This is a genomic window from Ulvibacter sp. 2210JD10-4 (assembly GCF_058148525.1).
In genome coordinates this window covers 1-270 of sequence record NZ_JBYVJZ010000039.1, presented here as the reverse complement: position 1 = coordinate 270, position 270 = coordinate 1, and the positions used below count along the sequence as shown (strand labels likewise).

The 270-nt window shown below is 34.4% G+C and carries 1 protein-coding gene; it reads left to right on the top strand.

From position 1 onward, the window contains the following. Window positions 1-270, top strand: a 270-nt coding sequence (locus ACY2RT_RS15385) for an aspartyl protease family protein (protein WP_490156806.1), incomplete at both ends; no start/stop codon positions are given.

Here is a 270-nt window from a genome sequence, read left to right as displayed (position 1 = left end):
AAGGACGCTTTATCTTAGATACTGGAGCCTCAAATTCTTGTGTAAGTTTAGATTTAATTGCACATTTTAATTTAGATGCACAAGAAAGTGAAACAAAGGCTGCAGGTGCAGGAGCAACAGATATGGAAACCCAGCAATCTGAAAATAATTCCTTAAAAATAGGTGATTGGAAAACAAAAAAATGTCATTTAGTGTTGTTTGATTTATCACATGTAAATACTGCGTTAACGCAACACAATGCTAAAGAAGTACATGGCATAATTGGTGCAG